Raw genomic sequence first — 6,615 nt, forward strand, 5'->3', positions numbered from 1 at the left:
TGTACCTTTATTTCTATTTATACTTATTAATATACAAACTGTTTTAGGAAATTAATATGTCTCTAACTCCGCTCAAATCAAAAAACTCTCACGCTGCATCAGACGTACAGACTAATAGCGACAGCCAGAAACCATCTTCTGCCTTATCGTGTTTACGCCTTGGTATTGGTGGTCCAGTTGGTAGTGGTAAGACAGCTTTGACGTTAAGGCTATGCCAAAACCTGCGCGATACGGTCAATATGGCAGTGGTGACCAATGACATCTATACCAAAGAAGATTCAGAGTTTTTGACCCGCAATGATGCTATGCCCGCTGAGCGTATCCGCGGTGTAGAGACGGGCGGCTGTCCGCATACGGCTATCCGCGAAGATGCTTCTATTAATCTGACTGCGATTGCTGAGTTACAAGCCACTTTTGAAGGGTTGGAGTTGATTATCATTGAGTCAGGTGGCGACAATCTAGCTGCGACATTTAGCCCAGAGCTGTCTGATTTGACCTTGTACGTCATTGATGTCTCTGCAGGCGATAAGATACCTCGTAAGGGTGGCCCGGGTATCACCAAATCTGATTTGTTAATTATCAATAAGACCGACCTTGCACCAATGGTTGGTGCTTCGCTTGAGGTGATGGAACGCGATGCCAAAAAAATGCGTGGCGACAAACCTTTTGTCTTTAGCAATATGAAAACAGGTGATGGGCTAGACGAGATTATCGCCTTTATTAAAGAATATGGCATGCTTGCCTAAAGAACAGCTGAGCTTTTACTATTAAAATATAAAAAATAAGGAAAATCCGCATGACACAGTGTACACAAAGTCTTCATATCGAAAAATCTCGTTTTTTACAAGTGCTCTCAGCTCGTCATATCGTGTCTGGTTCGGCTGTGATGATGACATCACTAATGCTACCGTCATTGGCACAAGCACACTCAGGTCATATTCACTCGACTACCGCGCAAGCGCCATCGTTTTTAGGTACGATGCAAGCAGGACTAATACATCCAGTAACTGGCCTTGATCATCTGTTTTTGGCAGTTGGTATGGGTATGTTGTTTTATGGTCTACAAAAGCAGCGCTTAGGCATGATGTCATTGACAGCTGGGTTATCATTAGGCGCGATATTGGGCACGGCTGGCGTCCTGATTGGCGGTATCGCGTTTGCTGCATCATCTGGGCTAATTGAAGTGGCGATATCACTGTCGGTGGTCGTATTGGCTATGATCTTGATGAGCCAAAAAAGCAGACAAGAAGCATTCTCTGCGCAGACTCATACAGCACGCACGCCAAGCATTCAGCAGCTGTCGTTATTTGGCTTTGGTGGTTTGGCAGTGTTTCATGGTATGGCACACGCGATGGAAGTACCAGCGAATGTCGGTGTGAGCGGTCAGCTAGGATTTTATGCAGGGATGATGGTCACGATGCTAGCGCTATATGCAGTTGGTACGCTGATTAGTCAGCAGTTGCAGCAACGCTTTAGTGATAGCTTGTGGTTACAGCGCGGGCTAGTGCTGCTAGGATTGAGTGCTGTATTTGCACCTGTTTTGGTATAAAGCGCGCTTTATAGTACAAGTACGATGTTTGTTGCTGAACTTACTTAGCTAGCGAACGCCATAAAAAATGCGCCCCCGATCAAAAGGTCGGGGGCGCATTTTAGTTTTGATAACCGACTACAGCATATCTAAAAAGACAGTTGGTCGTATCAATTACATTGCTTGCTGCTGTTGTTGCTGAGCAGCTAGCAAGTCTTGGTAGCTAACTTCTTTATCAGTTACTTTACCTTGTGCGATCAAGTAATCTACTACTTGGTCTTCTAGTACTACAGACTCAATGTTAGCGCGCTGCTGCTTGTCATTGGTGTAGTACTCGATAACTTCTGCTGGATCTTCGTAGTTTTCAGCGGCTTCTTTGATGAAGGTTTCAACACGCTCTTGATCTACTTCTAGACCTTTGGTGTCGATAACACGAGCAACGATGATGCCAAGACGGGCAGCACGTAGCGCTTGCTCTTCAAATAGCTCATTTGGCAGCATGTCTTTATCGAAGCTATCAGCATTTGCGCCGAACTGCTGAGAAAAACGTTGCATCATCATGTTGCGTTGACGCTCGATTTCTTGCTCTAGCATCGCGTTTGGTACGTCAAACTCATTCTTTTCTAGCAATGCGTCAAAAGTTGCTTGCTTAACTTGGCTACGCGCAGCATTTTTGATTTCGCGTTCCATGTTTTTGCGTACGTCTTCTTTTAACTTCTCAACGCCGCCTTCTTTTACGCCGAATAGCTCTAGGAACGCATCATCAATTTCAGGAAGCTTAGATTTTTCAACCAGTTTTACGTTGATTTTGAACTGAGCTTCTTTACCAGCTAGGTTCTCAGCTTGGTAATCTTCAGGGAAAGTTACGTCGATTACTTTTTCTTCGCCAGCTTTCATACCTTTGATACCAGCTTCAAAACCTGGAATCATTTGGTTGCTACCGATAACTAGTTTAAAGTCTTCAGCAGAGCCACCTTCGAATTTTTCGCCGTCGATAGAGCCTTCAAAGTCAAAAGTCACTTGGTTGTCTTTCGCAGCCATGCCCTTTTTCTCAACGAATTCTTCACGTTGCTTTTGTAGGTTTTCGATCATAGTGTCAACGTCTTCTTCACTCACTTGTGCAGTGTGACGCTCAACTTCGATCTCATCGATACCTTGTACGTCTACTTCTGGGAAGATTTCAACAGTGGCTTGATATACCAAGAAATCGTCTTCAAGTTTTACGTCGTCGATGTTAGGCATGCCAACAGCGCGGATGTCTTCAGATTTGATCGCTTCAAAAACCGTATCACGGATGACATCGTTGATAACTTCTTGTTGAATGCCAGCACCGTACTGAGAGCGGATGTGTGACATAGGGACGTTACCTTTACGGAAACCGTCAATCTTGGCAGTTTTCGCAACTTGGCGAATACGGCCTTCAACTTTGTTTTGAATTTTTTCAACAGGAACTTTAACCGTTAGCTGGGTTTCTTTATTAGATAGCTTGTTGGTTGTGACTTGTAAATCTGTAGCCATGTTAATTACACCTTTAGGATTAAGTAGTACGTTTGATTAATGAAATAGTACTTAGGGTTAAATTGTAATAGACAGACCGCGCCTCAAATTACGGGCATGTACGACGGGCTGCCGTTGGAATAAATAGGGGATAGCGATAGCGCACAACGTCAAATTCAGTGCCAGTAGCAATCGCCGCTGATACTAAAAGGTGAACCTGCTGAGGTTGTCCATGCTATCAAATATCGATAATAAACCGTTAATGCACCGTATAATAACGCTTTTTGGTGAATTATACAGCCAAATAACGGATTTCAACAAAATTTTAAAAGTAGAACAGTATAATCTATCTGTTTATTAAAGTAAAAATTATCTCTTTGATGGCATGTTTCCTTATGTTGCTTGCATTTATAGGAGCATTTATAAAGGCAATTGTGCCAATAGCTGCTGGATTGCCTGACCACGATGACTGATGCTGTTTTTATCAGCAGCGCTTAGACTAGCCGCACTGGCTTGCAACTCAGGTAACCAAAACAATGGATCATAGCCAAAACCGCCGTCACCATGTGGCGTATCCAAGATTTCGCCATGCCATAATCCTTGGGCGACAATCGGTAGAGGATCATCAGCATGACGCACCATTGCCAGTACGCAAACGAACATACCTTTGATCGGAATATCCGGCTCTGCTGCGCGGATAGGCTGCAAGTCAGCGATGAGCTTGGCATTGTTTTTACTATCGTTGCCATGCTCACCAGCATAGCGAGCAGAGTAGATACCTGGCGCATTACCTAGTACAGGCACGCAAAGTCCTGAATCATCAGCAATCGCAGGCAGTCCACTGATACGGCTCGCATGACGGGCTTTGATAATGGCGTTTTCTACAAAGCTTAAACCATCCTCGATGGTATCTTCGATATCAAGTTGACCTTGCGGGACAATCGTCACGTCCAAATTCGCTTCGGCAAATAGTCGTTTAAACTCAGCCAATTTGCCTTTATTGTTACTGGCCAGTACCCATTGGTTGCCAGATGTCGGATGGGTAGCAGTTAACGAGGTATCAGTGGTGCTCATAGAGTTATTCCGTAATATAAAGATAATGAAGAGCTATTATTCGAGTAGGCTTTATTTATCTTCTGTAGCGCTAATCGGTAAATTGTTTGTCGATTGAAGTAGTTATACTAATCATGATAACGCATGAGTTTGGAAGGAGTGCGGTTACTGCTTAATAAATAACCAATCGCTATACAGATTGTACGGGCTATAACATTTGGTAACTGATATTATTGGTCACTATTGCTATAATAGATACCAAGCTACAGTGAATTATATCTTATAGCTTGTGAATATTAAGTTAATAAAAGTCTATAAAGTCAGAGACTTGGCTTTTTGGCGAAGAATAATAGCAATAAGTAACCGCTAGGTTAATTTTGGATTCATAATGATACGTGATATTGTATTGAGCAGTACCGTGTATCAAGCGATAAAGTTCATTTCAAACAATAAACTCAGCCAATTTAGTCCGCTATTTTATAGTGTTTTTTGCGGTGTAAAAATAGCGTAAAATTCAGTTTCTATAAGCAAGTTTTTATAAACTAACGGCTAAACAGCAAGGATAAAATAATTATGTCAAACATTACTTTACCAGACCTACCATATGCAAAAGACGCACTAGAGCCACATATCAGTGCCGAAACGCTAGAGTATCATCATGACAAGCATCATGCTGCTTATGTAAACAAGCTAAAAGACATGTTGCCAGGTTCTGGTCTAGAAGACAAAACATTGCCAGAAATCATCGTAGCGACTGCTAAAGATGACAGCAAGCAAGGTATGTTCAACCAAGCAGCTCAAGTATGGAACCACACGTTCTACTGGAACTGCATGACGCCAACGAACGGCGGCGGCGAACCTACTGGCGATCTAAAAGCAAAAATCGAAGAAGATTTCGGTAGCTACGACAAGTTCCGTGAAGAGTTCAAAAACGCAGCATTGACTCAGTTTGGTTCAGGTTGGGCATGGCTAGTTGCTGATAAAGTCGGTGGCAAATTGTCAATCGCCAAAACGGCTAACGCTGATACCCCACTTGCACATGACCAAGTAGCGGTATTGACTTGTGATGTATGGGAACACGCGTACTATGTAGATTACCGTAACCGTCGTCCTGACTATGTTGATACGTTCCTAGACAAGCTAGTGAACTGGGACTACGCAAACGCAAAATATAAAGGTCAAGATGCTGGCGTTGAAGAGTAATCTTTAACGATTAAGTATTTGATTGAAAAAAGGGACACCGCGAGGTGTCCTTTTTTTTGTGATAACTTTCTATATAACTTTCTATTTCGATATCTGATCAAAACATATTTTTGATAGAGTAGCGCCATTATGCTGTTAGGCGATGCCACCGTTTGCGCCGATATTTTGTCCAGTAACCCAAGCGGCTTCTTCACTGACCAAAAACGCCACCACGCGAGCGATATCAACTGGTTCACCGATACGATTAAACGGTGACATACTAGCAAGTCTCTCTACCGTGTCATCTGCTTTACCTTGATGAAATAGCTCGGTATCAGTAGGGCCGGGAGATACTGCATTGACCGTGATGTTGCGCTCGCCAACTTCTTTGGCAAATATACGGGTTAGCTGATCGACCGCGCCTTTGGTCGCACAGTAGGTGCCGTAACTAGGTAGCAGCATGCGAGTGGTTGTGCTTGAGAGATTTACGACACGACCACCGTCGTTGAGTTTAGTCGCAGCTTCACGCAATGTATTAAACGTGCCTTTTACATTGATAGAGAATATACGGTCAAAGTCTTCGTCTGTGGTCTCGGCAATGGGTTTATTGATCATTATGCCTGCGCTATTGACCAAGATATCTGGCTTACCAAACGCGCTGATAGTGGCATCAAACATTGCTTCGACTTGCTTGGTATTGCTGACATCAGCTTGCACGGCAATGGCTTCACCGCCTGCTGATTTAATCTGGCTTACGATATCATTGGCTGCTGCATCATCATTTGCATAATTAATGACGGTTTTAGCCCCTGATTTTGCGAGCGATAAGGCTATTTGCGCGCCGATACCTTTTGATGAACCTGTTACAATCGCGACTTTATTTTTTAGTGTTGTCATCGATACTTTCTCCAATAGTATAAGTGAATATCAGTACGCTTATATTGCGTTTTGACTGATGTCTCTTGATTAGTAGGAGATAAGTTACCAGTGTGCCAAACCAATAAGTAGAGCGATTCTGTATGCTTGTTTTTAGATAAGTTTATCCATTGTGTCTATGGGGATGTAAAGCATAAAGGTTAAGAGGTTAGCGTTGAAAGGGAGTTTTTAGCTATTGAGGGTTTGGATAAGAAAAGGACACGGTGAGGTGTCCTTTTTTAGTTTGATATATAAGTTTGAGCTATCATGTCTTTAAACCATAATTGCAAGCTGACTATGAATCAAGGTCGAAAGGGAGTTTCCTAAAAACTGTGTAACTGCTTATAATCCATTAACAGGAGAATAAGCAATGACTAACCAAAACGACATTAAAAAACTGGCCCAGCAGATGGCTGGTAGCATGAAAAGCTTCGATGACA

General features: G+C 42.8%; 6 protein-coding genes. 3 read left to right on the plus strand and 3 right to left on the minus strand.

The genetic code is table 11. From position 1 onward, the window contains the following. Positions 1-56: 56 nt before the first annotated feature. Positions 57-746: an urease accessory protein UreG gene (gene ureG / locus JMX91_RS11575; RefSeq protein ID WP_201549266.1), complete on the plus strand. Its 690-nt coding sequence runs from the start codon at positions 57-59 to the stop codon at positions 744-746. Positions 747-796: 50 nt separating this feature from the next. Then, positions 797-1,549 carry a HupE/UreJ family protein gene (locus tag JMX91_RS11580; protein ID WP_201549267.1) on the plus strand — a complete coding sequence of 251 codons (753 nt, stop codon included), beginning with the start codon at positions 797-799 and terminating at the stop codon, positions 1,547-1,549. 153 nt (positions 1,550-1,702) lie between these two features. Here JMX91_RS11580 and tig read toward each other — a convergent pair whose 3' ends face one another. Together tig and rdgB are read right to left on the minus strand one after the other, a co-directional pair. Next, complete coding sequence (tig, locus tag JMX91_RS11585; protein WP_201549268.1) at positions 1,703-3,046, minus strand: trigger factor; 1,344 nt, start codon at positions 3,044-3,046, stop codon at positions 1,703-1,705. A 399-nt stretch (positions 3,047-3,445) separates the two neighbouring features. After that, positions 3,446-4,099, minus strand: coding sequence for an RdgB/HAM1 family non-canonical purine NTP pyrophosphatase (gene rdgB, locus JMX91_RS11590; protein ID WP_201549269.1), 654 nt, complete (start codon positions 4,097-4,099; stop codon positions 3,446-3,448). Between the two features lie 552 nt (positions 4,100-4,651). Here rdgB and JMX91_RS11595 point away from each other — a divergent pair. Next, positions 4,652-5,281 carry a superoxide dismutase gene (locus tag JMX91_RS11595; RefSeq protein WP_101205324.1) on the plus strand — a complete coding sequence of 210 codons (630 nt, stop codon included), beginning with the start codon at positions 4,652-4,654 and terminating at the stop codon, positions 5,279-5,281. Positions 5,282-5,416: 135 nt separating this feature from the next. Here JMX91_RS11595 and JMX91_RS11600 read toward each other — a convergent pair whose 3' ends face one another. Next, positions 5,417-6,157 carry an SDR family oxidoreductase gene (locus JMX91_RS11600; RefSeq protein ID WP_201549270.1) on the minus strand — a complete coding sequence of 247 codons (741 nt, stop codon included), beginning with the start codon at positions 6,155-6,157 and terminating at the stop codon, positions 5,417-5,419. Positions 6,158-6,615: the final 458 nt, after the last annotated feature.

The organism is Psychrobacter sp. Pi2-1, from assembly GCF_904846645.1.
Lineage (GTDB): Bacteria > Pseudomonadota > Gammaproteobacteria > Pseudomonadales > Moraxellaceae > Psychrobacter.